Below are 25,821 nucleotides of genomic sequence, written 5' to 3'. Positions count from 1 at the left end.
CTTTCGTCGGAACTTTTCATTTTATCCTCTGCCACCTCTTGATGGTCTTCCACTTTCACCGCCACCTCTTTGTTGTTGAGGCAGAGCTTCTCTTCTTTGTTCTTGTCTTTGTTGCTGCTGTTGAGCTCTTTGTTGTTGAGCCTGAGCATCACGTTGTGCACGCTCTTGTTGCTGTTGTTGCGCTTGCTGGGCACGTTGCTGTTGTGCCTGTTCATTACGTTGTTGTTGAGCCTGGGCATCGCGTTGTGCTCTTTCCTGCTGTTGCTGCTGGGCTTGTTGCGCACGCTGCTGTTGCATTTGCTCATTACGTTGTTGTTGAGCTTGAGCATCGCGTTGGGTCCTTTCCTGCTGTTGCTGCTGGGCTTGTTGCGCACGCTGCTGTTGCATTTGTTCATTACGTTGTGCCCTTTGCTGCTCCATTTGAGCACGTTGCTGATCATCCTGACTACGTTGCTGTGGTTGTTGACCTGCACTCATACGGTCCTGATTACGTTGCTGTCTCATCTGCTCCAAACGTTGCTGATCCTGACCACGGCTTGCATTATCCAGTCTGTTTCCATTATCGATACCGTTGGTACCTCCACGGCTAACACGTCCGTTTGCATCCCTGTTATAAGCCTCGCCCCTGTTACTAGGCTGATTATTATCTCTGCCTACAGTACCATTATTTCTATCTGGTTGTGTAGAAGTGCGGTTATCTCTTGATCCAAAACGGTTATCGTTATTACCTGGATTTCCACCTCTTTGATCGCGGTTGGTATACCCTTCGTTTCTTCCGCCTCTGCTAATACCAGCATTACCTTGTTCAAATCTTCTTGGTGCAGCATTACGATTATCTACTGCATTACGTTCAGGTCTTGGTCTGTAAATAGAAACCTCTCTACCACCAACCCTGCTTGCACCAGGTCTTGAACTTTGTGCATAACGATAAACTGTTACGTCTCTATTGGTTGCACGCCTGATATCTTCAATCCTTGGTCCGCCATAATAACTTCTTCTGTTATATACATAAGTATTATTAATGATGGTGGTGTTGCGGATGTAAACATTATTGCGACCGTAGTCATATCTTGGGAAAGTATTGATATAAATATTGCGCTGTGGAATAAAGTTCCAACAGAATTCTGGTACAGCATAACGGCGGCCAAAGCTTAAATTAATACTGATGCTTGGTGCCATAGGTGCCCATCCGTAATAACCGTCGCCACTTCTCCAATCTACCCAGGCTGGCCCCCAATTGGTATCAGGTAACCAGATCCACTGCCTGTAACTGTTAATTACCCAACGGCCATAGTGGAAAGGTGCCCAGCCCCAATCGTAATTAGAAACCCAGGTATTACCGTATTCGGTCATCGCCCAACGCCCGTTTGTATAATACGGACGGAAATCACTTTGATCTACATCCGGACGCCAGACATATCCATACTGGGGATCCTGTATCCAGGTACCATAAGGCGAAAGTTCATCGTAAAAAGTCTGTAAAGAGATATTGCCAGTACTGTAACCATCATTCTGGTAATCGTTTTGATAGTCTTGTGCCCTGACAAGGGTGGTGGTTCCGGCAAGGAGCGCAAAGAGCCCCAGCACAAGTGCCGTAGATTTCAGTGTTTTCATTTGTGTGTTTATTTTAATAACCTAATGTGTGTGTATCAATTAGAGAACCAAAATTACAGAAGGTTTAATATGCATGCATAGTTTTAGCGTTTTCCTTCAAATATTGTATTTCAGGGCATATTTAACTAATATTTAACGTTTTAAGTGAAGTTTAATTGTGCAGAAAATTAGTCAGTTAGAAATAAAATTTGCTACACCTTTCCTTATAAAAGAGATTATATTGTGAGTACTGCAAACTTTAGAACTTAAATTCTATTTATTGTAAGTATTTTTGTACCATGCAAAAAGGCACTTTATACCTTATTCCCGTACCATTGGCAGAAGAGGTAGCACACAAAACGTTTACTCCTTATTTGGTTGATACCATTAACCAGATTGATACTTACATTGTAGAAAACAGTAAAACAGCCCGTCGCTTTTTAAAAGAGGCAGGTTTAAAAACCCCTCAGAAAGATTTGATCGTACACGATTATGGCAAACATAACCGCACCGATTTAGGTCAGTTTTTTGTGGAGCTTAATGCGGGTAAAGATGTAGGCTTGATGAGCGAAGCAGGTTGCCCTGGTATCGCCGATCCTGGAGCAGATATTGTGGCCGAAGCGCATAAACGTGGTATTAAAGTGGTTCCATTGGTAGGGCCAAGCTCAATTTTACTGGCCTTAATGGCATCGGGTTTTAACGGCCAAAGTTTCGCCTTTTGGGGATATTTACCTATCGACAAGGAGCAGCGAACCAAAAGAATTAAAGATTTAGATTTATCGGCCAGCCGCTACAAACAAACACAGATATTCATCGAAACACCTTTTCGCAATAACCAGCTTTTTGAAGAAGTGCTGAAAAGCTGTAAGCCTAATACACAGGTTTGTGTAGCCAGCAACCTTACCGCAGCAGATGAATTTATTAAAACCCAAAGTGTTTACAATTGGCGAAAAGAGGAAATAGACCTGCATAAACAGCCAACTATATTTTTGTTGTACTAAATTGTTCATTGGTTCAGTAGCCATTCGTTCATTGATTGATTGACATTGGCCAAATATGCCTTTCAAATTGTCGTCATCTCGACTGAAGCGTAGCGAAATGGAGAGATCTATTCTTCTTAGATTTCTTGGCTGCAATGTATTCTGTTCGAAATGACGACTAATCGAAGTCCAATAACTCAAAAAAATCAAAACATATCCAGTCCCACATTGGTTGTTAATATAGCGCTCTGCAATATTATTCACTAAATTTTACAGTTATGAAAAATACGGGCACACCAAAAAACAACCCCACAGTTCAGGGCAGTTCAATCGCCGATCGGGCAAATCATGATGTTAAAACGGATAAAAAAATCCAGGGCATTACCAATGGCGGCGGACAACGATCTGATCAGACTTCGAATAAGGACAATCAGCGTAAATACGATAATAAGAAATAACAAAAAAGGTGATGATCTTGCAAGATCATCACCTTTTTTGTAAATTATAAATTCCTAGTCCATGGGATGTCCGGGATAATAGCCCTCCTTAGCAATAATATGTATTGTACCCTCTATTGACGGAATTTTAGGCAGGGCAAAATTCGATATACCATCGCCGCCATACCTTGTTTTGAGGTTAGAAAACAACTTTATATTTTTACTGATCGATAGCAGCGAGCCATCACATTTTGCAAATCCTATCGGCGCATAATCGCCGGCAAAAAGGGTTATTGCCCCCAGCATTAAATCCATAGCGTTTTTATCTAGTGTTTAATATTACTAAATAAAACAAAATGATTCTTATTTGGCCATTACATTATAGAAATTATAATCCGTCATTGGTGCGCCGGTAATTCCTAAATTATGGCATATCGTAATGATCTGACCACGGTGGTAGGTACTGTGGTTGAAAACATGCAGTACATATTCAAAATTCTGAAAATCGGAGGTAAACCATGGACTTTGAATTTCTGTTTTTTCATTAAATTTATGTTCGCTTATCGCAGTAACATAAACAGCAAGGTTTTCTGACTGTTTTAATATTGAACTAAAAATCTCTGCCAAACTTTTGTATTCCCTAAATTCAAATTCAGTTTTGGCGAGGATGGAATACCAGTATTCTTGTGTTTGTAAAATATGAGCAAGGGTTAATTTTACACTTTTAAAACTTGATAGCACTTCTTGCTCCAATAAATTTTCCGGATGTTTTTTCAACCAGTTTATCAGGGTTAAGTTTGCCCAGAAATTATAGTTTGCATAATTTTTCATTAAATACACAAGGGAAGTTTCTTCCATTGTTTCTGCGAATAATTGTTCCTGTACCATGTTCTTCTTTGTTTTATTTATACAAAGAAAATACAGCCCACTGACAACACTATGGCAGTGTAAAAATTCATCCGAAAATATTTTTTACCGGCTAAATTTCCTGCAATAAAGGATATATGCTTTAAAAGAATACGCTAACCGACTACACGCAATACCAATCTTATCTAATCACCCTGTCAGGAGAAAAGGCAATAAAATATTCAGATCCGGTTTCGATACTAACATTAAGATTGGGTACATTAACTTTGGGCTGCTCTTTAAGCTGCGATAATACACTAGCAGTAAAATCGTGTATCTTTTTGGGATCAACATGAAAAGAAACTGTAGGAAAGAAATCGTGCTCTATCGCGGCCTTTCCCTGCTCACTTACCTGGCTAAACTTCCACGATTCTGTGGCCCGAAAACCATTTTCGTTGTTAGCATTATTTAAATGGTATAAAAATACTTTCGCCTGTAAGGCTATACTCTCATTTTGCATACTATAAAATTTAGGCCTTTTTGGCGATAATTTGGTAAGGTAAGAAGAATTAACTGGTAGTACCCTTTTTTTAATTGGTAAACAATATGGATTAACCCTGTTTTTATTTAAAAGCAATTATTTAGCATAAATATTATCGGAAAAACAGATTTTGTGTAAATTTTAAAATACAAATTAAGCTTTAAAACACTACAAAGCATATTAATTAAGTTTTCGTGTAAAATTACCCTACAGGCAAAAAATAATGTAACACGTTCTGTTACATTTGCTTAATCAGCTCTTACCGGACTAACTAAACTTAAACCTTATGAAAAAAATCTAAAACAAATCGCCATCGTTGCATTGGTTGTATTAGTAATTGCAGCCTGTAAAAAAATCAAGAATCATCAACCACCGAACCACAGGAAACAGTAAAAAATGCCGACAAAGTTTTGCAGTACATTAAAGATCTGGGCTTCCCTTCAACAAGTATTGTTGATAATGGAAATGAATTTATAGTTGAAGAAGATATTACCTTCCCTAAAAACATGGAAATCCCGGCGAATGGTGTTGGAACTAAAACTGAGCAGTATTATACCGGAAGTATTGTAAACAGCACTAAAAAGCTAAACATTAGAATTTTTGTAGATCCATCTATGACTTCTATGAGCAGCGAGATCAATAGTGCAATTGCACAATGGAATGGTGTTCCAAATTCAACTTTACGTTTCAGTATTGTAACTACCGCTCCTTACGACATCCTGATCAAAGATGAAAATTTAGGAAATGGTGTTTGCGGTCAGGGGCAGTTCCTTCGGGAGGAAGTGCAGGTGCTTTGGTCAAAATCAATAAAAGTTACATCGCAGGTAATTCTTTTGCACAACGTGCCAGAACAATTTGTCACGAGTTTGGTCACTGTATCTCATTCAGACATACCAACTGGGCTGCTATCGGTGAGTCAAGTGCTACAAATGTACCTGGAGTAACTGGAACCGATTCATCATCAATCATGAATGGCGGCCAATGCGGATCAGGTGCCACAGTATTATCACAAAAAGATAAAGATGCTACTGCTGTATTATATTAAAAATTATTAAAAAATAACTTAACAAACCTAAACTAGTCTTTAAAGAGCTGATCATTAAAAAGCCCGGGAGCTCATTTTAGCACCCGGGTTTTATTCTTTTGATAAGGCAATAATGTCTCTTCCCTCTAAAATCCGCCTTTCGTCATTATGGCTCAAGGTATTGATCATTGCCTGACCTAGCTCGGCCATGGTACAGAAGCCATTAGGGTAAACCGCCCTACCAATCGGAAATAACCAGTTGATGTATTTATAGAATTGATGTGCATATTTTTGCCCTGGCAAAGGCTTGATAAAACCCGGACGGAAATTAAAAACCTGTTCGAAAGGTAATTTTGTTAAATCGCTTTCCGTTTTGCCTTTTACCTGTGCCCATTTCAAACGGCTATGCTCATTAGTTCCCCCACCAGAAACATAACAAAAAGTCATATCATTATTGAGTTTGCTCAATGTCTGTGCAACATGCATAGTGAGTGTGTAGGTCATTTTATAATAGGTTTCCTGATCAGCACCTACTGAAGTAATGCCTAAACAAAAGAAACAGGCATTATAGCCCGATAACTCACTTTCAATCGCTGAGAAATCAAAAAAATCAGCATGAATAATCTCTTTCAGCTTTGGATGGCTATAACCACAAGGTTTGCGGTTAATCACTAAAACGCTATTAATTTCGGGACTGTTTAAACATTGCATCAATACGCCTTCGCCAACCATTCCCGTAGCACCTGTTATAATAACGTTATTTTGATCTCTGGTTTTTCCCATGATTAATGATTTACAAATTAAACCGCTAAAAAGTGGCATTGTTTAGCATAATATACAAAAAGAGCAAACTGTTAATTTGCTCTTATCATACTATCTTGCTGTTGGGGCTTTCATCTGGTAATCTTTAGGCGGTTCTGCCCCCAAAAGATTTTGTACAAAGTAATCCCAACGGCGGCGCATCATATAAGGTGAATAAGCACCATAACCATGCGCACTGTTTGGAAAAATTACAAGGTCGAAAGATTTATTTGCTTTTTCCAGTGCCTCTACTACCAGTAGCGTATTGTATGGCGGTACGTTATCATCCATCATACCATGTACCAACATCAATTTTCCCTTCAGGTTTTTAGCATAGTTCTGGTTGGCTTGCGCTTCATAATCCGAATTTTCGACCAAACCATTGTAACGCTCGCCCCAATCATCTTCGTAGTTTCTATTGTCATGGTTACCTGATTCGGAAATTCCTACTTTAAAGAAATCCGGGTAACGAAACATCGCAGTAGCAGTGGCAAAACCTCCGCCCGAATGGCCCCAGATACCTACTTTTGTTGTATCGATGGGATATTTTGCAGAAAGCTGTCTGATGGCTGCAATCTGATCAGGTAAGGTGTTCTCTGCCATGTTACCGTAGCTCATGTCGTGGAAACTTTTAGAACGATCTGGGTTACTGGTACCTTCTATTACCACAACGATAAAACCCAGCTCGGCCAGGGCCTGGTTATCGCCACGCGAAGCTGCAAATGCCCAGCTGCCTACACTACCACCCTGTGGGCCTGGATAAATATAATCGATAACGGGATATTTTTGGTTAGCATCCATTTTTGTTGGTGTAAAAACCAGACCATAGATATCAGTTTTACCATCTTTAGCTTTCACTGAAACAGAAGTAGGTGCTTTCCAACCTGTAGCGGTTAATCTCGAAACATCAGTTTTTTCTAAAGTGTTGATCAGTTTTCCGTCAATGCTTCTTAGCACTGTTATTGCGGGTATATCAGGTTGCGAATAACTATCTACAAAATAGTTGAAAGATGGAGAAAATACTATCTGGTGATTACCAGCTTCTGGCGTTAAAAGGGTTAAATTTTTTCCGTCGAAACCAATTTTATACAGGTAACTGAAATAAGGATTACCTTTTTCGCGTCCATTGGCAAAGAAATATAATGTTCTTGTTTTTTCATCAACTTTAACCAAACGCGAAACCACAAAATCACCTTTGGTGATCTGTTTTTTCAATTTCCCATTACCGGAATCGTATAAATACAAATGTCCCCAGTTATCTCTTTCCGAATACCAGATAATTTCTTTTGAGGCAGGAAGATAGCGCCAGTTAATGGCACCCTGGCCAGATTCGTACTGTGTTTTTACCGTTTCTTCGAAAACTTCCCTCACCGCACCGGTTGTTGCATTGGCAATACGGAATTTTTCGTTTTTATGATCGCGTGAGGTAGATACAAAGGCTACTTCCGAGCCATCAGCTTTCCAATCGATATCATCAAAAGTACCGCTGCTTGATATATCATCACTCAAAGTTGCACGATGCGGATCGGCAGGAATGTTAAGCGAAATTACTTTTGGATTTTCTACATCAATGATCACCCTTCTGATGGTCGCGATCTCTTTATCACCAGGCAAAGGATATTTCCATGCTTTTAATACCGGCGCACCCACATTAGTGGTTACGAGGTACATATCTTTTGAATTTCTTTGGTCTTGTTGAAAAGTGGCTATCTTTTTAGAATCAGGCGACCATCTCAAAATTGGCGCATCGCTATGTTTCCATCCCGCATTATCAGTGGCATAACCATAATCTTTAATGCCATCAGTGGTGAGCTGTGTTAATTTGCCAGAGGCCACATCTTTCACAAAAAGATTATAATCTTTAATTAAAATGGCTTTTTTTCCATCAGGTGATACTACCTCGTTGCGGCCACCAATGCCTCGCGATGACATTTCGCCACCTTTATAATCAGTAGTAGGTATTTTTGTTCTCTTTGCAGGATCTACCAGAAAAGTCTGTTCAGAACCATTGGTTTTTATGCTGTACCAAAATTTATCTTCTTTTAGCCAGTTCGGCTGCACGTTGGCATGGTCGATATACTTTGCGGTGTTGTAACTCATAAAACTTTCCGCTCTTTCGTAGTCGCTAACGGTTAAAGCTTTTTGCTGAGCATTTGCTGTTATGGCTAAAGTACAAGCCGTTACAGTAAGCCAATATTTATTCATCATGTTAGTTAATCTTGCGATAAAAATAATACTGTTTTGGCAAATGATTGGTATTAATCGTGATACAAAATGATTGGCTTATTTTTAACCATAAGAGCGCAGAGAGAAGGCGAAAGGCACGCAAAGCCAGTCATCTATCTTCACGCATTAACTTTCGACATCGAACTTCGGACTAAATCTTATCGTTTACCAACTTTCCAGTATCTCTACATAACCATCTGTTCCATTCACTCTGATACGTTGTCCGTCTTTGATCAGTTTAGTCGCGTTTTCCACCCCCACTACTGCTGGCAAGCCATATTCTCTTGCAATTACAGCCCCATGCGTCATTAATCCACCAACCTCGGTAATCAGGCCCTTTATAGAAACGAACAATGGCGTCCAACTAGGATCGGTAAATGGGGTAACGAGTATATCTCCGTCCTCCAGATTCGCATCTTTCATGTTTAAGATGACCCGAGCCCGCCCTTCAATCACGCCGGAGGAAACAGCTAAACCTATAATGGCTTCGTCAGGAAGGTTTTCGCGTTTGTATTTACCCCTTATAATTTCTCCATTGGATGTAATTACCCTGGGTGGAATTAATTTTTCGTCCCGTTTAAATACTTCTTTTCTTTTATTTACAAGTTGAATATCTAATTTATTGGCGCTTACCGCTTCATGTAATTCATGAAAGGTGAGATAATAAATATCTTCTCTCTCATTAATTACTTCGGCTTTTAAGAGCTGTTCGCCTTCTTTCATTAAGGCCTGTTTATAAATGAAGAAACGGTTAACGATTCCGTATTTTGGATACTCGCGATAACCAGCAAAATTCCGGAGCAGGCTAATCATTTGTTTTGTTTCCCTTACTTTTTGTTCGCCCTCCCGCAATAACGCCAATTTATCCAATAATTCATTCTCCTTTTTTAAAGCTTCCTGTTGCCCCTGCTCAAATTTCCGTTTGCTGGCATTGGGCTCAAAATTTTTGATATTACTAAGGATCAAGGGAATGAGTATTAATGGTTTTTCGCTCCAACGTGTATTTGTAATATCAATCTCTCCGGCGCACCGCATTCCATATTTTCCGAGATAAGCATAAATAGCTTCCTGAGCTTCCTCTCCGCCATCGAACTGAATCAGTTTATCTAAAAAATCATCCTCCTTTGCCTCTTGTAAGTAATCAATTACCTCGGGATAAGGGCGAATTATATCTGCAACATCCAATAGTGCCAGGCCCATTTCTGAAGTGATATTGTTGGGTGCCGACTGAGACAGTATGTCTGCGGGATTTTTTCACCCAGCCATTCTTCCATCTTTTCATTGAGCCATGATGAAGCATTCATCGCGGCTATAATCACCCCATATTTTGCGAATCAAATATCATCTTCTTTGACTGCTCAATATCTTCCAGAATAAAATCAAATAACGCTGGTCCTGATTTCGTTTGGATATTTCGCTTTAGTGTCTCTACTGATGTCTGATTATGTTTAATCAGGTCAGCAACAATAGTGGGGTCGTTTCCTATTTGTGCCAAAATAGCTGCAGCCGACAAGCCCTTAGTGCTTTTAACCAGCACCGGGCCGTTTCCATCATCTGGTAACGGTTTTATGAAATCACCCCGTTCTGTAATGTTGATCAATGCATCTTTTATGAGCGGATCATGTTGGCTCATCGCATCTAATAAACTTTCTCTACCAACTGGTGTAGCCAAATTATCCGTTACATCAACAAACAACCTTCCGCCAGCACCAAACATAGGTCTGGCCGCTCTTAATTGCCATAATGATAGTCCTAATTGTTTCATGGCATCTGTCATCATTTGCTGATGCCCCACAGATATAAACACACGATTTTCAGCATCATTTGTTTCAGGGATGGGATATAATGTGGTAATTGGCCTGCTCTGTACCATATAAAATGTATCGTTGAACAAACACCATTCGATATCCTGTGGCTGGCCGAAATGTTCTTCGATTTTTCGGCCCAATTGCTCCAGCTGTAAAATCTGTTCGTCTGTTAGCACTTGCTTATTTTGCACTTCTGCCGAAAGCGCCTGAGATTCAGTACCTCCATCTTTTAAAGCATAAATGGCCAGTTTCTTGGCTGATATTTTTTTATGGATAATCCTGCCATTGCAAACCTGATAATGATCAGCATTAACCAGGCCTGAAACCAGTGTCTCACCCAGCCCAAAACTGGCATCAATAGATAATATTTTCCGATTTCCAGAAACAGGATCTGCTGTAAATAAAATTCCTGCTGCCTGCGGAAAAACCATTTTCTGCACAACGACAGACAATTGAACTTTTCGGTGATCAAACCCATTCTGAATGCGGTAAATTACAGCTCTATCCGTAAATAACGATGCCCAGCATTTGCTGATATGCTTAAGGACGTTTGTTTTACCGATGATATTCAAATAAGTATCCAGTTGCCCTGCAGAAGATGCCATTGGTAAGTCTTCTGCGGTCGAACTCGATCTGATAGCAAAAGCCTCCTGTTCGTTAAAATTAATAAGATAACTTTCAATCTCTTCCGTTACATCATCAGGAATGCATACATTTTCGATAAGTTTACGTATTTCTGCACTCGTTATACCAACCGACTCCAGATCTACTGTTTTAAACTGACTCAATTCATCCAATAAATCAGTAAGCTGCTCATTGTTTGCTGTTATTTTTTTATAAGCTTTGGTTGTTATACAAAAGCCATCGGGTACTTGTATCCCTTCAATTCTTGATAGTTCGCCAAGATTTGCACCCTTACTCCCTACGCCTGAAATATCAGACCTGTCGATTTCCTGAAAACCAATCGCGTATGTACTCATTTATTTTATTGTTCTTATCTGGTAGAGTTTTGTTCTTCCTTCGTATTTAAAAAACAATTAAACCTTGTTTATCAATACTTTAAACTCAATTTAAAAGGAAGTAAAAAGCCAAAAATATAAGCTATAAAATGCGGAAACAACCTTTTTAACCTATATTTTTCAAAACGCAATAATGCTTGCGGGATCTGCGTTATCCTTACAACGAATGGGTTACAAAAAGTCGTTTTAGAGTAGTGTTTTGACCAAAAAAGACTCAACTTATTTGTAGTGCCTCTTTCATTTAAGACAGTGCCTTAGTGAAAAATCCGGAAAACAAAAAACCCGACTATCATCGGGCTTTGTTTTTGCTGTCGGGCTGAACGGGCTACAATCGAACCCCTAGTGCCTCTTTTATTATTATTAAACGATCAAAATATAAAAAAAGTAATTGAAAATGAGGTAATTAAAAAAGAGACTCAATTTGCTATGCAAAAAAACCTAAAGAATCCACCTTTAAAAAAAGGAAAAATAGAGGTCCGAAAATTTAATTTTTTCTACGAAAAAATAGTGAGCGGGATTCTATCGAACTCTTAGCTTACTATAAATCTATTTAATCTGTGATAACATGATAAATTATGACGTCGAATTGGTTTGGCAACTGTAAGTATCCCACCACTGCTTCCATTGTTCATTTGGCAGGACATTTCCATTTAGTCTGTAAACTCGATTCAGCTCCCGGCAAATACACCGCATTAATGCGTTCGTAGCGCGATCAATTTCCTGCTGCGAAAAGGCTTCTTCAGATGCGAGAGCCTCATTATAGTCGCTCCAGCAAGTCCTCAGACGATTACTAAAAAGAGTTATTGTGTCAGCAGGAATTATATCTAAAAGGTCAGTAACCTCTTCTTGCAGTTCTTTATTGTTAAATATAACGAGAATAAAGGTTGGCAGAAGATGCCATTTGGCACTTATTATAAAATCGAACCGGCAACCAATCTTCATATAGAAGTAATGACATTTAGAAAATTGCTTGATTTTTCTATAAATCGTCATAATCCATTTTTTGATAAGTTGTTTACTAAAATCGGTTGACAAAAAAAGCATAATGCTTTTGATGGATGCATAAGTATCCTGAAAGCTTCCATAATTTTACTTTCTGATTTAGACTAATTTATCAGAATAGTTTTTAAATGAACTTATCAAGATTGAATTGCTGAGAAGTAATTTTAAAAATCGGTTTGGCGACTTAATTTACTTTTGAATATTTGGTCGCTCTTCTTTTATCAAAAGAGAACTGCAGTCCAAACCGAAGCGTATTTGCAAGGGGATTGCTATTTATAGAACCGGCAAGATAGGAGAAATCAATAGATAGGACATTATACTTCAAGCCTGCCCCAAGGGTAAGGTAATTGTTGTTCCCTTTATTTGGATTCTGATAATTATAGCCTGCTCGTACAGCAAACCTTTCCTTGAACGAGAACTCTAGTCCTGTGGAAATCCCCACCTCTTGCAACTCTTCTCTCAGTCCTCCTGGAGCGTCAGCAAAGAGCCGAAGATACCAGACGGTACCGATCGGTCAGGATAGCTCCCATTTACAATGTTACCATCCGCATCATAAACAGGTTGGGTGGGAACAAGCAATTTATTCAGGTCCAGCGCTATGATCAATTTGCTTTCCTCTCCCACCAACGTAGCGGCTGTCCCAATTTTTAAATTAGCTGGGAGAAAATATGGATTGTCCCCAATGTTATACGAAATTTTGGTGCCGATATTCGATATATTCAAGCCGGCAGACCAGATTACAGGACCACCCAAAAAATAACCATCTTTTTTGTAAAGCCCGGAAACGTCTACCGCGACGGCTTTCCCAGTTCCGCTCTGACCTTCGGAATTAAATTGCGCACTATAGAGATTGCTATAGATAAACCGCAAACTTCCTCCAAGCGAAAAATCTGGTCCGAAACTCCGTGCGTAGCTTAAATCAGCAGCAAATTCATTTGGATTAAATATCCCCAGATCCTGTTGGTTATTTTCAATAAATTTTACGTCGCCGATAGAAAAGTATCTCAGTGAAGCCGCTATCGTATTTCTTTCATCGATTCTGTAATAACCACTCAAATAGGAAAGGCTCATCCCTTGTGTCAGGTTTTTAGCCATGGGCTATAGGTAACAGAAAATCCGTAGCTGCCGTCTTTTAGGTACGCCATTGATGCCATATTTAAGGAAGGAGCATTTGCGTCTGCTTCGACGGCGACTCCCGCATTGCCCATGCCGCCGCTTCTTGCCTGCGGAGTGATCAATAGGAATGGCACAGAGGTTAGAATATTGCTGGCGCGGCTACCGTCTATCGTAATCTTCTCCACAGACTGGGCACAAACAGTATTCCAGTCCATAAGGACAAGCAAAAAAACATAAAAAAATATTTCTCCCATTTTTCATAAAGATCAGAAAAGTAAAAACAAGTCTATTCATGGCAACTTAAAACATAAATACCGTATCCATTCCTATAATTTTACAGCTGGGATAAATTCCGGGTTAATCCACTACACTATTCTTATTTAGAAAATCAATGCACCTGAGCCTTTCTGAAATTTAGAAAAAGCTTCCTTCGCTGCTTTAAAATTATTGTTCCGATTCAAAACTCAAACAACAGTCGCTTTAAAGCTTATGATTGTTTTGTGCATCAGCCGTACTCATTGGATCACAATTAGTGACTACAATATCTGATTCACCTTTTTTATTTTTTATTACCTTAAGCTGGAAATTGTCCGGCGGCATTACTGACTGCCTGCTGTCAACAAATACGTTTCCTTTCATATCGCCGATCCCAATCTCATTGAATGAATGGTCATCGGAGGAAGTCGTCATGGACTCATTCTCAGTGAACATTTAATTACCAATCAGGCTTATATATTAAAAACTTACGGGGTAGATTACGGATTTTATAACGTATTAAGAGGCTCCCAGAAGTCATATAGAAATCATCGTTAACGGTTTTTTTGTACACACCCTTAACCCAGCCACCTCCTTGAGGATGTTTAAAAAAGAATCTTACTTTTAAATTTTGATCTTTATACTCGTAAAATCCCATATCTGCTTTCCTTGGATTAAGAGAAGAGACATCATTAGGGTCGTAATTGGAGAATGTGGCTATTTTCCCATTACTATAAAATTTGACAAATTCTTGCTTAACGTTCTGTAATGTTTCGTTATGGGCAGTATCAATCGCGCCAACCTGCTCATATATCTTTGCGGTATCTATAATGCTAAAGACCTTTGTATCCACTTCCCCTCCCTTCGGTGCATTTGTATTTCTTATCTTGCCATATTCTGTTCGAACCTGGCATCCTGATAAAAGGACTGCCACGGCCATAGCCACAATTTTTCTTACCATGATGTAAAGCTATTACGTGTCTTATATTGAGAAAAGCCATTCCAGTTCCATGACTGGTTAGTAAATTCAGTATCGTGAATAAATCGGTGGATGACACTATTTTGGATTGCATGACGTACGTGTTCGCTATCTACACCGGCCCTATAATTTCCGTATGAAACAGTTAAAGCGCCGAGCCTGTAACGGGTGCCCGTCTCGTTTACGTATGTATTTCTGTGGTATACACCAAATTGATCTTCTGATGCTCTTTCAGCAAATTTCTCAGTTCTTTGGTTTGCCAAACTTCTATTACCTGTAAAAAGACTAAAAGCTACACCGATTTTTTTGTAAGACAAGCTTAATGCCGCTGTTCTATAACTATCATTTCTGTCACCTAAACGCATCTGAGCAATCGGTTTTCCGCCGTCATTTTCATAGGACACCTTGAAATCTCCAAAATGAAAATCGATCAAGCCGGTCCTTTGTTTAAATTCGCTCATTTCGCCCGTTCCCCACCATTGATTAGTGCCTAAGTTAAATCCATTTGTTCCGTTATCATAACCACCCATAAGAGAAGCGCGGATTTCAGCACCTCCTTTCCCAAAGCCTTGATAGTTACTATAAGCCATGAACCCGAATCCGGCGGCAAAATTCCATTTCCCTGTTGAGTATCCGACGCTTAAATTTGCACCCATACCGAACGACTTGCCAAAAACTATTGATGGAGAAATACTGAAATTAAAATCTCCGAGCGAAAAGTTTGCAGATGGCATAAAACCGCCAACGAAGGCTGTCGCAAAAGTTGTCGTTAATGAATTACTTATTAATGCGGAGGGATTGACCCCCCCGTAATTCCCCCGATAACGGCCCCCGACAACATAGACATTCCTAGCGAGCCCCAGTTCCAGCTGTCTGTCCTTATTGCCGACGCCACATAACTTATTCCACCGGTTAATGCTCCTATGAGAGCCCCAACCGCAACAAATGCCCAGATAAACTCCCCACTTGGGTCGGTAAACATTAGTGGGTTGTTCATTGCGTAACCATACCTGTTATAATTTTGAGTATTGTAAAGATCTTGTACAAAATTATCAGGAGATAAGAAACGGTGTAGTCTAGGGTCATACAAACGTCCATTCATATGGATCAACCCTACCCCTAATAAGTGTTCGTGGCCGGTATAGCCCCTGTCCAATACTAGAAATGCAGCAAGATCATTCCCAAGCCCGTCCTGTATTTTCACAATATTGCCCCACGCATCAAATTGACGCTTCTCGACCACTGCTCCCTGGTCGTTAGTGATCATTACAATGCTTCCCAAATGGTCACGGTGCAGGTAATATAAGTTAGCAGTCTGCACGCTTCCCGACGAGTATTCTTCTTTCCAAATAGCCGGGGCATTGTATGCATCGCCACCCAGATAAAAAACAAAACTGGTTTTTCCCGACTGTATATCGTTAGTAATTTCCATGACACCATCTTCGCTATAATGCCGCCTGTACCTACGCAACATTTTATCGACCTGTTCATCGCCATAATACATGTGCGCCCGGCCAAGTAACGCATTATACTGAAAGCTGACACGCTCCTTACCTTGCTCTATAATCTCCACGGGACTTTTAAAAGCATTATAGCTGATCTGTTGAAGCGGATGGTCAGTTTGATAATAAGGATTGGCACCAGTATTTAGCATAAGCTCACTTTGGCGGTAAGTATTGCCATCATAAGTGTAAGTTCCTAACTGGCTATTGTCGGTTATCCTTCCGCGATTGTCGTATACTTGGCTGTTATTGCCCACGTTATCATTAAATGCAGTGAGCCGATCCTGGTTATCATAGCTGAAGCTTTCGCTCCAGTTAAAGGCGCTGTTGCTCCTACTGTTTAATAAACCCCGCTGCGCATCATAACTATAACCGAGGCTCATCAGGGTTACGGGTGTACCAGACACGTTTTCTAACAGGTTCTGCTGTGGCAATCCATAGGCATCGTACTGAATGGTTTTTTTAATGCCGTCCCTTGCATAGCTTGTGTTAAATTCCCCCTGCCATCTAGCAGATCCACCTTCCAAAGTATCTGCCCGGTGCCCTGTAAAGTTGTTTGCACAAGCCAGCCGTTCTGGTATTGCAATTCTATACTTTTGGCGGCTACGATATTATTGGCTTTGTTTTTTGCCTCGTAACTTTCCGTGCTAATCCGGCCAAAGCTGTCATAAGTATATCCTTTGACGAAGCGGGCGTGCAGATTATCTTCAACTGTGCTACTTATCCTTTTGTCTCCGTCATAATTGTAGGTATAAGTCGCATTATTGCCATCGGCATTGGTCAGCGCCATAGCTCTCAGCAACTTGGTTGTACCATCATATGTATAGTCTTGTTGGATATTGGTTTCATCACCAGTGATTTTTTTCTGCGTCAGATTACCCGCACCATCATAGGTCATTTCTGTGGTCCCTTTGGGTGTTATTTCTTTGATCACCTGCCCCCACTCATCATACTGGTATTCGTATACCCCGGCAGATGGATCAGTGAGCCTGGTTTTTCGTCCCCAGCCATCCTGTTCCATGGTCTGTACAATCCCGCTATAATCGGCGGTTTTCAAATTGCCATTGGCAAAATAAGTATAGTTGATTGTCCCTCCAGGATCTTGTAAGCTCACCACCTGGCCCATTGCGTTTTTGGTAGAGGTTATGCTTTTGATTCCATCGTTCATTGTAGTGCTTAATCCACCATAACTGATATTGGTCACTTTGCCAGTAAAACTGGTAGTTTGTTTTACCCTTCCATATTCATCATATGCGGTGTCGTTCCACTGGCTAGCCGAACCTTGTGCAGCTTGTTCGCTCTGACGGGCAAGACGACCATAAACATCATATTCCGTTTCGGATGCCAGGTTGTCTCCCAGTACGGTTTTAGTATAGCTGCTTATTTTTTGCTCGAACGCGTTTAAGGCAGTGCCAGCAACGCCGCCCTCATCATTGATCTGCGTAATTGTAATACCCCCGTTCGGCGCGGTTGCATACGTTGTGGCTGTCACCTTGCCGAGATAGTCGGTGATTGAAATTACCCTGCCCCAGGTATCATAATCATTGGTTGTCGTCTGCCCAAAAGGATTGGTTGCAGTAAGCAGATTTCCAGTACTACTATTATAAGTACAAGTAGTGGTCATCCCATTAATATCTGTTGAACTGACCATAAACCTTCCTGATCCGTCATACTGCATTGAAATAGTCCGCTGGGCACCACCGGGTGCCGTCGTCGTTTTTGGGTCACATTACCAAAACTGTCATAGGTCATATCCTCTATAACCCAGCCTGTGTTGTTTCCTTTCTTTTTTACCCGGCTTGGCAAAAAACCACTATAAGTATATTCGTCTTCCGTTGTAAAAATCTCTGCCCCATTAGTTAGGGTAGCCTTGCTGGACAATATCCTTCCGATGTAATTACCGGCCGGATTGTTATCATAAGTAATGTCTGTTGTTTTTGATCCCTCACCGTTAAAATTGCCTATGCTTTTAGTAACATTATAGAAATTATCATATTCCATAGTTTGAGTACTGAAAGTTCCACCAAGCATATCTTTACTAATTGTTCCCACAGCTAGGTTTACGAGGACTTTATTCGGCAAAAGCTGTGTGCTGTAAACCTGGTCTGTCCTGCTGATATAGTCGTTCAGCGATGCCCCGTCTGCAGTGTTTGTTGGTGTCAGGGCCATATCTTTTATCGACGAATTGATGTAGGTTGATTTTGCACTGAAACTTCTGACTGCTGCACCCCGTAGAAGCGGATCAGAAATACTGATATTAAACATCCTGTTATTGTCACTACTGTTTACATGCCAATTACTACGTGTGAGTTCGCCAAAGCCCATAAACCCCAGTCCGCCAATGTGGCTTACGGCTTTGCCATAACCAAATACTTGCTGAATTTGCTCCCCGTTATAATTCCTTGCCAGCTTACTGACCACGCTCACTCCAGGTAGCGTATACGAGTCAGCATAGGGATAAGTTTGGCTGTTTCCCGCTTGGTAGAGTTCAATATCAGTTGTACTCTGTTCACCGCTAAGTTCGTTATAGGTGATCGAGTGCGTTACTCCATCCTGATAAATACCTGTGATCTGCACCTCATCCCTAAAATCTTTCTGAAATTTAAATAGCGAAATAGTGGCATCACTTATAAATCCAAATTCGGGCCTGAAGTTCTTTCGGTTTGGATTTAGGAATATCGGGATTGGGTTATGCTTGAGATTTGTAAACTGGCTCATAGAATAGGATGAGCCAAAGGTTGGTGTATGATCTGAGGAAGATGGGCCTAGGTTATAATAAATATTGAGGTTTATTGTCCCGCCGTTCACTCCATTTTGCGAAACGGTCTCTCCTCTGATAATATCTGTTTTTCCATCGCCGTCCACGTCATTGGAAACAAGATAGTATTGACGTAATACTTCATAGCCAGACCCTGGTCCTGGTGACCAATAAGCCGCAGTGTTCGAAAAAGGTTGGTTTTGGGTATATTTTAAAAACGAATAACCTGTGGATATAAACGTTGAAAACTGTGAATTATATCCTGTCGAAAACATGATGTCCATTTTCCCGTCCCCATTGTAGTCTCCAATTAAGGGAATATCAGTACTGCTCGTAGGCGCACCAGGAGTTTGCCACAAAAGTTCTAGTGTTCCTGCGTCATTCATTGAGTAGACCACTAAATAACCATCCGAGAGCTGAAGGATATCTGTTTTTCCATCGCCATTAAAGTCTGCGGTTAAGAGAGGTTGGCCTGTACGATAGGAGACAGCGAGTGCTCCTATATTTGTCACATAACCGGAAGTTAGTCTCCGGTCCATATTAATCAGGTAAGCAGAGGAGCCAACATCTCCGAATAAATAGTCACAGAAATTATCCCCCGTTACGGGGTCTGCACCGTAAAATTTATTTAGAAGCGCATAGGAATTGTTTATCCCGATAACATCAGTGAGCCCATCTCCATTGAAATCCCCCGAAACAAACTTAATATCAAGCGGAGTGCCCTGATAGGTGATCCCATCACATTCTGCATAGAATGTCGGACTGTATGGGGCCGTATCCCATACCCTGTCATATTGATAATAAACAGTAGATGTAATGCCTGCGGAAAGCATCTCAAATTTGTAAGCGCCCGGTCCGTTGTCCTTAACTACGATCAAGCCCTGTTGTGGCAATAATTTATTATTATGACTTAGCCAGGTAGCCGGAATCAGTTCTTTGAAAGCACCGGTATTGACAGGCATGCCCCACTGAAGATTTGAACCACTTGGAACCATATCATAAAAAGCATAGAATTTGGTTTTATCGGCTTTATTGTACCACAGAAAATCCATTGTACCGTTACCGGTAAAATCGGCTGTTACAATTTCCGAGTTGTTGAAATCAATTCCAGATATGCCAAAATTTGAAATGGTACTGGAAGGGATAATATTTCCGGTAGCCCCATAGGTAAAAGAAACCGGTGCAAGGGGTGTTGTCCCGTCCCCATTCTTTTCCTGTACCGCCGTTATCCGCTGATAGTTGAGGTCAGATACCGTACCGTAGTCTAACTGGTAATTTCGGAAGCCACTGCCATTGGCAATAACAGAAATATTACTAAGCAAGTTGGAACTGTAGGATTCAGCACCCCCGGCATATGCTTGTTCACCCCTAGTTGCCGACATGTAATTGAAAACAATTTGGTTTAGACTAGCAGAGTTACCCAAACTGCCATATTCTATCCGCGCAATAGATAGATTATTGTTACTATTGTTATAATGGTAGCTAATCCGCGCACCAAGTGGGTTTTCAGAATAAGTAATGGCATAGGTCAAGGATGTTTCAGAAGCAACACCAACTCCATAGTAAACTTTTGAGCCATCAGGGTGGATTACTTCAAAATAATCTGGCCCAATTCCTGATTCCCCTCTGGAGAATATCCTGATATTAGAATAGTTTTCGGTCTGGTATTCCGAACCATCCGCGCCATAAACCCCGCTCTTAAGCATTAACCTTTGCCCATCCAGGGCAAAGCGGTCTTTTGAATCCCAGTATGTATTTCCTATAAATCCGTCGTGGAACATTGTAGCAGGTATACGTGTAATAGTAGATAAACCTGATAGGCTCCAACCCAAGCCAAGGCTCCCATTGCCTCCCTGACTATTATAGACCAATGCAAGCTTAGGCACAGCATTGCCTAGTCCTGGCGGCAGGGTCAGGGGAATAGAATAAGTTGCGCCACCTGTAGCGGATACATCTACGCTTCCTGCAATCCTACCTGCTGTAGAAAATATAACAGGACCAACAGGGTCTCCCGGATCTCTTGGGTCTATTGGATCATTAGGGTCTCCCGGATCGCCGGGGTGACCGGGGTCGCCCGGAGGATAATAGACATTTTTTGTAGCATTGGCACCTTTCCCAGCTGATGCGTCGGTCTTGAATACAGGGATACTGCCTTTAATAAACTTTAATTCCTGTCCGGGAATGATAATACGTTTAGTTGTGTCGTTAGTTTTTTTCGGTAAGTTGGTCTTAACCTGTGCTCGGCTGATCTGAAAGCTGAGGGCAAAAACTATTAGCAAGAGTATAGAAATATTTTTCATTGGAGCGATGTTTTTGAAAAATGAGAGGTTAGTGTTTAATCAACTTTATCGTTTCTGTTTTCAAATCGGAATACTGCCCGACCAATAGATAAGTACCGGGTGGTAATTGTTGAAAAGGAATAACAGTTTGGCGTTCATCAGGCTTATATGACATTCTAAAAACCTTGTTGCCGCCGACACTATATACATCCAGGCTTTTGAGAAAGATTTTATCTGGGGCACTCCAGGAAACGTTGAGCGTTTCCTTAAGTGGGTTTGGGTAGGCCTTTATACCCCGTTCAGTAATAAGCCCCTCGCTTCCCAGTTCGCTTCCGGGAGTAATAAGGTTTTTATTCGCTGTTGCCATCTGTCTCGCGGATGGACAGTTTATACATACCCAGCGCCGCTCGGTCTGATTCCCAGATGCGTCATAGCTGAAGGCCAGTTTCTGCGCGATCAAATTTTTTAAAAAGGCTAATGTAAATACGAAAAAGAATAGAGCGCACTTTTCCATTGTAGAGAGGTTTCGTTAAAATCTGATGATCGATTTTACCTAAAATTTTAGTCGAAATAATTTTTTTTACATCAACCGCCTGTTTTTCAGGATGTCAACCAATCAGTTTTTTACACGAACCAATTTTCCAACCGAAACCATTGCGTAGCGCAATCAATAATGGAATAGCTTTTCGGAATTCTTTTGCGATCCTCTTAATGGAGAGCTGGTTCAATTTCTATCAGGTTAAATTTATTACCTACTACCAAAGTATCATAATTGTAAATCATCCATATCCAATTTTGCCACCGTACCCGATGGTCCGATAACCGCCCCTTAAACGAGGAGGCCAGAATGAAAGGAAAGAGAAAATTCAGGCATAGAAGTTTATTCAGTGGAATAGGCGGCTTTGACCTGGCAGCAGGATGGATGGGATGGGACAATGTGTTTCACTGTGAACTCAGTGCATTCTGTAAACAAGTGTTGAGTTATTATTACCCAAAAGCAAAGAGCTATGGCAACATTAAAGAAACAGACTTCAGACCGCACAGGAGTAGCATTGACATCCTCACCGGGGATTTCCTGCCAGCCGTTCAGCGTCGCCGGGAAACGGCAAGGAACCGCCGATGAGCGCCACTTGTGGCCCGACATGCTTAGAGCAATACGGGAGATCAGACCACAATGGATCGTGGGCGAAAATGTTCGCGGAATTATTAGTTGGAATGGCGGAGTGGTCTTCGAGCAGGTACAGGCTGAGCTGGAGACTGAAGGATACCAGGTTCAACCGTATGTACTTCCTGCTGCAGGTCTCGGCGCTCCGCAACGTAGGGAGCGGGTTTGGTTTATTGCCTACTCCGGTCGCAATGGATACGGGGGCAATGGATATCCAGAAGATAGACGAGAGAAGGGAAAGGCTAAAAGCAATGAAGATGAACGGCAACGGTTTCGGCATGAGCCTGGCAGAGATGGTGCAACGCATGCTTCTTCCACACCAATAGTGTCCGACGCGACAGTGGGAGCTATAATTGGCAAGAACGACCGATTCAAACCAACCAAAGGTCTTCCAAGAAAGATCAATCAGAATGGCAAGTCGGGAAGTGTGGGGCTGGCGCGGTTGATGCAACTTCTTCCAACGCCACTAGCTTCGGAACTGGAAAGGGATGCATCCGAGGGATTACCGAAAGGACACAGAGGGCAACCTGGTCCTGAAACCGTCGAGCCTGCCGGGAACTATAGAATTCCGGGATGGGAAAACTTCCCACAAACTGAACCCACTATTTGTAGAGGAAATGATGGGATTCCCGGAAAATTGGATTACAAATCAGATTTCACAAGAGACATACGATAGATGGCACTCCTCAATAAATAATAATAAGCGGATAATTGAAGGAATGATAGGTAGGTTGAGTGGAGACTATAATGCTACTCATAAGATTCTGATGGCTAATGTGGAAAAACTTACAGACTTGGAATTTATTTATAAAAATGCGTCGCCATTGGATAAACAGGAGCTCTTAAGGGTGGTGTTCGAGCGAAATCTCTACTATCAAAACGGTATGTATCGAACACCTACAATGATAGATTTATTATCACATAACTCACAGATAATGAGCGAGAAAGGGCTGCTTATATATGAAAAAAGCGGGAGAATTTTTCAATTCCCCTGCTCAGCGGAGAGGGCGGGATTCGAACCCGCGGTACCTTGCAGTACACACGCTTTCCAAGCGTGCTCGATCGACCACTCTGACACCTCTCCGTATCGGATTGCAAAAGTAATTTTTTTATTTATATCTCCACAAAAAATTAATGACAATAAATTCAGTCTGATGAATTTATTCTTTTGTTAAGTTATATCCCTTTTAATCGCTTGTTTTTTGTAGAGCTGAAATCGTATAAAACACATTCCAAAGATTTCTCCACTGCGGTCGAAAGGATGGTTCGCAAAGCAGACAGCTTTACTCTTTTGACGGACTTTCGGCGGACTTAAGTCGGGGTTTCGTCGGACTTATGACAATCAAATCCGACTAAAGTACGACTTAATTCCCTCTTATATCTGAAGATAAGGATAAGCACTTAGCCGGGTATGTAAAGGAGCGGGCATAAAAAAAGGCGCTTCATTTAAAATGAAGCGCCTTGCAATAAATTTTATATAATTAATCTATAACTGTAATTTTTAACATATTGGTTTTTCCTTTTTGCTTCCATCGGGATAGCGGCGGTATTAATTACGATATCGCCTTGTTTAACCAATTTTTTACTTTTTAAGAATTCATTTACCTCAATGATGGTATTATCGGTGCTTTCCCACTTATCGTAGTAGAAACCTCTAACGCCCCAAAGCAAACTTACTGCATTTAATAATGCCCTGTTGCTGGTAAAAATAAAGGTTAAAGCCTCCGGACGGTGACTCGAAATTTCGAAAGCAGTATAACCGCTTAAAGTCATCGATACAATACCCACTGCATTGGTCTGTTTCGCTAAGAAACAAGCCGAATCGCAAATCGCATCGCTTAAGAAAGATGGAGATTTTGGTTTTAAAAATTTATCAGGATTGAAAGGATAGTTGTTTTGCTCAATGTTCTGAATAATTTTTTGCATGGTTTCGATCACGATCAGCGGGAATTCTCCAACTGAAGTTTCGCCGCTTAGCATCACTGCGTCAGCACCATCCAGAACAGAATTTGCCACATCATTCACCTCTGCGCGTGTTGGGCGAGGTGTAGTGATCATACTCTCTAACATCTGGGTAGCCACAATTACTGGTTTAGAAGCTGCCCTACATTTAGCAACAATCATTTTTTGTAACAATGGAACTTCTTCCATCGGACATTCAACACCCAAATCTCCACGGGCCACCATAATACCATCTGTAACGGCAATAATCTCGTCTATGTTGGCAATTGCCTCTGGTTTTTCTATTTTGGCGATTACACGGGCAGTTTTGCCACGTTCAGCAATAATCTTTTTAAGTTCGATAATATCTTCTGCCTTACGCACAAATGATAAACCGATCCATTCTACATCGTTCTCTAAAACAAATTCTAAGTTTTCGCGATCTTCTGGTGTTAATGAAGGAATAGAAACTTTAGTATTTGGCAGGTTAACACCTTTTCTTGAGGTCAAAATTCCACCGTGAACGATTTCACAAACTACTTCATCTTTTAAATTGGTAGAAATCACTTTCATCTGCAGCTTTCCATCATCTAAAAGGATAATTTCTCCAGCCTGAACATCCTGAGGAAAGTTTTGGTAAGTGATGTAAATACGTTCTTCATTACCAATACATTCGTTAGTTGTAATTACAGTAGTTTTTCCGTTAATCAGGTTAATACCACCTTCTTTTACTAAACCAATACGGATTTTAGGGCCTTGTAAATCGGCAAGGATACCTACATTATATTCGTATTTTTTGTTTAAATCGCGGATGGTATCCAAAACAGCCTGATGATCGGCTTGTGATCCGTGTGAAAAATTTAGACGGCAAACATCTAAACCTGCGTTAAACATACTATATAATACATCTGGTTTTGCTGATGCAGGCCCAAGCGTGGCGACAATTTTAGTTCTCGAATGAAAAGGTTTCATTTATTAATTGATTTTAGCAATGCAGTTTAAGAAAGCACTAATTATTATCTAAAATAATCAAACTGCATTAAATTTTATATATTTTGTTTTTTTGTTCTTTGTTTGTAACCGTCAAATATAGTGTATTTAATACACCATGTATATAATTTTTATATTACCAAATTCTCACGACTCTTTAATTTTGTTGGATCTATCTTTGCAGCCACCTGTATATCAGGCAGTTTATTCAATCCGTTAATTAAATAATCCAAATCTTCCTTATCAATAAATTCTTTAATAATAATAAAAAAATCGACTTTGCTCATCTCCGGAATTAGAAAACCATCACTACTTTTATTGCAAATTAAGTAGTATTCTACCTCACCTTGCTCTACAAAAAAGTAATATTTAGAGAAAGACCAGGCTGGTTCGTCGATATTAAAAAATATTTCGTGGTCTTCTATTTTTTCAAATTGTGTATTTAACCGGGTATTAATTTTGTGGCAAAGCACATAGTCTTTTAGGGGTGCTGTGATCGCAATTAGTATAAAATCAAGGTCTAAGGTAAGTTTTAGGTAAGTCTTATTCAAAGCGAAAT

At 40.6% G+C, this 25,821-nt stretch carries 20 protein-coding genes, 1 tRNA gene and 2 pseudogenes; 5 read left to right on the top strand and 18 right to left on the bottom strand.

Annotated elements, in window-relative coordinates; all coding sequences use genetic code 11:
• Positions 1-21 precede the first annotated feature (21 nt).
• Positions 22-1,614, bottom strand: a complete 1,593-nt coding sequence (locus ACQ86H_RS02965; protein WP_431293809.1) for a DUF6600 domain-containing protein — start codon at positions 1,612-1,614, stop codon at positions 22-24.
• Positions 1,615-1,892: 278 nt separating this feature from the next.
• Here ACQ86H_RS02965 and ACQ86H_RS02960 point away from each other — a divergent pair, with 278 nt between their 5' ends.
• Positions 1,893-2,594, top strand: a complete 702-nt coding sequence (locus ACQ86H_RS02960; RefSeq protein ID WP_138818775.1) for an SAM-dependent methyltransferase — start codon at positions 1,893-1,895, stop codon at positions 2,592-2,594.
• Positions 2,595-2,851: 257 nt separating this feature from the next.
• Complete coding sequence (locus ACQ86H_RS02955; protein WP_090765130.1) at positions 2,852-3,031, top strand: hypothetical protein; 180 nt, start codon at positions 2,852-2,854, stop codon at positions 3,029-3,031.
• 54 nt (positions 3,032-3,085) lie between these two features.
• Here ACQ86H_RS02955 and ACQ86H_RS02950 read toward each other — a convergent pair whose 3' ends face one another.
• From ACQ86H_RS02950 to ACQ86H_RS02940, 3 genes are all read right to left on the bottom strand, one after another.
• The gene (locus ACQ86H_RS02950; protein WP_431293808.1) at positions 3,086-3,325 is read right to left on the bottom strand and encodes a phage tail protein; all 240 of its coding nucleotides are present in this window, start codon (positions 3,323-3,325) and stop codon (positions 3,086-3,088) included.
• Between the two features lie 48 nt (positions 3,326-3,373).
• Complete coding sequence (locus ACQ86H_RS02945) at positions 3,374-3,898, bottom strand: DinB family protein (protein WP_431293807.1); 525 nt, start codon at positions 3,896-3,898, stop codon at positions 3,374-3,376.
• Positions 3,899-4,058: 160 nt separating this feature from the next.
• Entirely contained in the window at positions 4,059-4,376 is a 318-nt protein-coding gene (locus tag ACQ86H_RS02940) for a hypothetical protein (RefSeq protein WP_431293806.1), read from the bottom strand.
• Between the two features lie 431 nt (positions 4,377-4,807).
• Here ACQ86H_RS02940 and ACQ86H_RS02935 point away from each other — a divergent pair, with 431 nt between their 5' ends.
• Positions 4,808-5,341, top strand: a complete 534-nt coding sequence (locus tag ACQ86H_RS02935; protein WP_431293805.1) for a hypothetical protein — start codon at positions 4,808-4,810, stop codon at positions 5,339-5,341.
• Positions 5,342-5,532: 191 nt separating this feature from the next.
• Here the strand turns inward: ACQ86H_RS02935 and ACQ86H_RS02930 are convergent, their stop codons facing one another.
• From ACQ86H_RS02930 to ACQ86H_RS02880, 11 genes and pseudogenes are all read right to left on the bottom strand, one after another.
• Complete coding sequence (locus ACQ86H_RS02930; protein WP_431293804.1) at positions 5,533-6,204, bottom strand: NAD-dependent epimerase/dehydratase family protein; 672 nt, start codon at positions 6,202-6,204, stop codon at positions 5,533-5,535.
• 90 nt (positions 6,205-6,294) lie between these two features.
• Positions 6,295-8,430: a S9 family peptidase gene (locus ACQ86H_RS02925; protein WP_246862656.1), complete on the bottom strand. Its 2,136-nt coding sequence runs from the start codon at positions 8,428-8,430 to the stop codon at positions 6,295-6,297.
• A 183-nt stretch (positions 8,431-8,613) separates the two neighbouring features.
• Positions 8,614-9,648 carry a PEP-utilizing enzyme gene (locus ACQ86H_RS02920; RefSeq protein ID WP_431293803.1) on the bottom strand — a complete coding sequence of 345 codons (1,035 nt, stop codon included), beginning with the start codon at positions 9,646-9,648 and terminating at the stop codon, positions 8,614-8,616.
• Between the two features lie 115 nt (positions 9,649-9,763).
• The gene (locus tag ACQ86H_RS02915) at positions 9,764-11,236 is read right to left on the bottom strand and encodes a PEP/pyruvate-binding domain-containing protein (RefSeq protein ID WP_431293802.1); all 1,473 of its coding nucleotides are present in this window, start codon (positions 11,234-11,236) and stop codon (positions 9,764-9,766) included.
• Positions 11,237-12,461: 1,225 nt separating this feature from the next.
• Positions 12,462-13,485, bottom strand: a pseudogene (porV, locus tag ACQ86H_RS02910) (type IX secretion system outer membrane channel protein PorV).
• Positions 13,486-14,108: 623 nt separating this feature from the next.
• Entirely contained in the window at positions 14,109-14,609 is a 501-nt protein-coding gene (locus tag ACQ86H_RS02905) for a hypothetical protein (protein WP_138818782.1), read from the bottom strand.
• Positions 14,603-15,361, bottom strand: a complete 759-nt coding sequence (locus ACQ86H_RS02900; protein WP_431293801.1) for a polymorphic toxin type 23 domain-containing protein — start codon at positions 15,359-15,361, stop codon at positions 14,603-14,605. The genes ACQ86H_RS02905 and ACQ86H_RS02900 overlap by 7 nt, the downstream gene beginning before the upstream one ends.
• A gap of 50 nt (positions 15,362-15,411) precedes the next feature.
• A complete protein-coding gene (locus ACQ86H_RS02895; RefSeq protein ID WP_431293800.1) occupies positions 15,412-16,536 on the bottom strand; it encodes an RHS repeat domain-containing protein in 1,125 nt (374 codons plus the stop codon).
• A gap of 5 nt (positions 16,537-16,541) precedes the next feature.
• Positions 16,542-17,807 (bottom strand): hypothetical protein, encoded by a 1,266-nt coding sequence (locus ACQ86H_RS02890; protein ID WP_431293799.1) that lies wholly within the window; start codon positions 17,805-17,807, stop codon positions 16,542-16,544.
• Entirely contained in the window at positions 17,750-21,187 is a 3,438-nt protein-coding gene (locus ACQ86H_RS02885) for an FG-GAP-like repeat-containing protein (protein ID WP_431293798.1), read from the bottom strand. The genes ACQ86H_RS02890 and ACQ86H_RS02885 overlap by 58 nt, the downstream gene beginning before the upstream one ends.
• 28 nt (positions 21,188-21,215) lie before the next feature.
• Positions 21,216-21,533: a T9SS type A sorting domain-containing protein gene (locus ACQ86H_RS02880; protein WP_431293797.1), complete on the bottom strand. Its 318-nt coding sequence runs from the start codon at positions 21,531-21,533 to the stop codon at positions 21,216-21,218.
• 480 nt (positions 21,534-22,013) lie between these two features.
• Between ACQ86H_RS02880 and ACQ86H_RS02875 the strand changes: the two genes are divergently transcribed.
• Positions 22,014-22,289: a DNA cytosine methyltransferase gene (locus tag ACQ86H_RS02875; protein ID WP_431293796.1), complete on the top strand. Its 276-nt coding sequence runs from the start codon at positions 22,014-22,016 to the stop codon at positions 22,287-22,289.
• A complete protein-coding gene (locus ACQ86H_RS02870; RefSeq protein ID WP_431293795.1) occupies positions 22,174-23,007 on the top strand; it encodes a DNA cytosine methyltransferase in 834 nt (277 codons plus the stop codon). Before ACQ86H_RS02875 ends, ACQ86H_RS02870 begins: the two co-directional genes overlap by 116 nt.
• 323 nt (positions 23,008-23,330) lie before the next feature.
• Here the strand turns inward: ACQ86H_RS02870 and ACQ86H_RS02865 are convergent.
• The 3 genes and pseudogenes from ACQ86H_RS02865 to ACQ86H_RS02855 form a co-directional block, all read right to left on the bottom strand.
• Positions 23,331-23,415: transfer RNA gene (locus ACQ86H_RS02865), tRNA-Ser, on the bottom strand.
• Between the two features lie 397 nt (positions 23,416-23,812).
• Positions 23,813-25,244: pseudogene (gene pyk / locus ACQ86H_RS02860) on the bottom strand (pyruvate kinase).
• A gap of 149 nt (positions 25,245-25,393) precedes the next feature.
• Positions 25,394-25,813 (bottom strand): IPExxxVDY family protein, encoded by a 420-nt coding sequence (locus tag ACQ86H_RS02855; RefSeq protein WP_138818787.1) that lies wholly within the window; start codon positions 25,811-25,813, stop codon positions 25,394-25,396.
• Positions 25,814-25,821: the final 8 nt, after the last annotated feature.

Origin of the sequence: Pedobacter sp. P26, assembly GCF_050632135.1 — a bacterium.
GTDB lineage: Bacteria > Bacteroidota > Bacteroidia > Sphingobacteriales > Sphingobacteriaceae > Pedobacter.
This window is presented reverse-complemented; position numbering and strand designations above follow the sequence as displayed.

Excerpts from the sequence above, each read along its gene's own strand:
- ACQ86H_RS02965 (WP_431293809.1), bottom strand. The coding sequence starts at position 1,614 with ATGAAAACACTGAAATCTACGGCACTTGTGCTGGGGCTCTTTGCGCTC.
- ACQ86H_RS02960 (WP_138818775.1), top strand. The coding sequence starts at position 1,893 with ATGCAAAAAGGCACTTTATACCTTATTCCCGTACCATTGGCAGAAGAG.
- ACQ86H_RS02955 (WP_090765130.1), top strand. The coding sequence starts at position 2,852 with ATGAAAAATACGGGCACACCAAAAAACAACCCCACAGTTCAGGGCAGT.
- ACQ86H_RS02950 (WP_431293808.1), bottom strand. The coding sequence starts at position 3,325 with ATGGATTTAATGCTGGGGGCAATAACCCTTTTTGCCGGCGATTATGCG.
- ACQ86H_RS02945 (WP_431293807.1), bottom strand. The coding sequence starts at position 3,898 with ATGGTACAGGAACAATTATTCGCAGAAACAATGGAAGAAACTTCCCTT.
- ACQ86H_RS02940 (WP_431293806.1), bottom strand. The coding sequence starts at position 4,376 with ATGCAAAATGAGAGTATAGCCTTACAGGCGAAAGTATTTTTATACCAT.
- ACQ86H_RS02930 (WP_431293804.1), bottom strand. The coding sequence starts at position 6,204 with ATGGGAAAAACCAGAGATCAAAATAACGTTATTATAACAGGTGCTACG.
- ACQ86H_RS02925 (WP_246862656.1), bottom strand. The coding sequence starts at position 8,430 with ATGATGAATAAATATTGGCTTACTGTAACGGCTTGTACTTTAGCCATA.
- ACQ86H_RS02920 (WP_431293803.1), bottom strand. The coding sequence starts at position 9,648 with ATGGGCCTGGCACTATTGGATGTTGCAGATATAATTCGCCCTTATCCC.
- ACQ86H_RS02915 (WP_431293802.1), bottom strand. The coding sequence starts at position 11,236 with ATGAGTACATACGCGATTGGTTTTCAGGAAATCGACAGGTCTGATATT.
- ACQ86H_RS02905 (WP_138818782.1), bottom strand. The coding sequence starts at position 14,609 with ATGGTAAGAAAAATTGTGGCTATGGCCGTGGCAGTCCTTTTATCAGGA.
- ACQ86H_RS02900 (WP_431293801.1), bottom strand. The coding sequence starts at position 15,361 with ATGCCATCTGCAAACTTTTCGCTCGGAGATTTTAATTTCAGTATTTCT.
- ACQ86H_RS02890 (WP_431293799.1), bottom strand. The coding sequence starts at position 17,807 with ATGCAGTATGACGGATCAGGAAGGTTTATGGTCAGTTCAACAGATATT.
- ACQ86H_RS02885 (WP_431293798.1), bottom strand. The coding sequence starts at position 21,187 with ATGAAAAATATTTCTATACTCTTGCTAATAGTTTTTGCCCTCAGCTTT.
- ACQ86H_RS02880 (WP_431293797.1), bottom strand. The coding sequence starts at position 21,533 with ATGGCAACAGCGAATAAAAACCTTATTACTCCCGGAAGCGAACTGGGA.
- ACQ86H_RS02875 (WP_431293796.1), top strand. The coding sequence starts at position 22,014 with ATGAAAGGAAAGAGAAAATTCAGGCATAGAAGTTTATTCAGTGGAATA.
- ACQ86H_RS02870 (WP_431293795.1), top strand. The coding sequence starts at position 22,174 with ATGGCAACATTAAAGAAACAGACTTCAGACCGCACAGGAGTAGCATTG.